Origin of the sequence: Salipiger sp. HF18 (assembly GCF_011806505.1) — a bacterium.
GTDB lineage: Bacteria > Pseudomonadota > Alphaproteobacteria > Rhodobacterales > Rhodobacteraceae > Salipiger > Salipiger thiooxidans.
Genome location: NZ_JAATOS010000818.1, coordinates 1 through 1,096, shown reverse-complemented (window position 1 = coordinate 1,096; position 1,096 = coordinate 1). Strand labels below are relative to the sequence as shown.

Here is a 1,096-nt window from a genome sequence, read left to right as displayed (position 1 = left end):
CTCGTTCCGCATCCCGGTCGAGAAGGGCGCCAAGGCGCTCACCGCCTTCGTTTCGGGCCGCAACGTGCGGATGCGCGAATGGGGCGTCAACATCCGCCTCACCGCCCCCGACGGCACCACCTTCGGCCCCGGCTCGCCCGAGCTCACGGTGGACAGCCACTACATCTACATCGAGGTGGTGGCGCCCGAGCCCGGCGACTGGACGCTCTCGGCCTTCCCGGCGCGGCCCGGCGGGCAGTTCGCCACGGCGCTGGCCTTCATCGAGAATCCGCGCCCCGCGCTCTTCACCGACGTGCGGCCGCGCATCCTGCCGGTGGGCACGCGCGGCACTGCCAGCGCCGACATCAGCTACTACGTCGATCTCGACCGCGAGGACGTGCAGATCGGCGGGCTGCTCAAGGGGCCGGACGGCGCCACCTCGATCGTGTCCTTCGCCCCCGGGGTCGGCGGCGTCTTCCAGGCAGATCTGTCGGGGCTCTTTCTCAACGGCCTCTACGAGCTGACGGTCACCGGCGACGCCCCGGCGGGCACCCGGGTGATGCCCGGCGAGCCGATCTTCTCGGGCCCCGAACGCGCGGCGGTCCGGGTCGAGCCGTTCCGGCGCTTTGCCACCATGAGCTTTCTGGTGGTCGACGGCGAGGACCCGCCCTGCAACGGCCGCGACTGCGATGGCGACGGCATTCCCGACGAGCTCGAATGCCGCGGCTTCGACGAGGACGTGGACGGCGACGGCATCCCCAACTTCCGCGACGAGGACAGCGACAACGACGGCATCCCCGACGCGGTCGAGGGCGGCCAGGACCGCGATCAGGATGGCCGCGACGACGCCTGCGTGCCGGGTCCGAAGCTGATCCCCGACCCGCAGGGCGAGCTCGATTTCCCACGGGTGCTGGACACGGTCGAGAAGGTCACCGTGCTGCTCTGCCGGGGCCAGACAGACGCGACACTGTTCGCAGCCTTCGCCACCCTGCCGGACGATCTGCAGCGGCTGATCACCCGCGCCCGCCCCGACTCCGATCAGGAGGCCGCGATCCGCGACATCCTTCCCGACCTGCTGGAGCGGCTGAAGACCCTGCAGGTGCTGATCGGGGACGGC

General features: G+C 71.0%; 1 protein-coding gene. It reads left to right on the top strand.

Annotated elements, in window-relative coordinates; genetic code table 11:
• Positions 1 to 1,096, top strand: a 1,096-nt coding sequence (locus HC022_RS27235; protein WP_217704136.1) for a hypothetical protein, incomplete at both ends; no start/stop codon positions are given.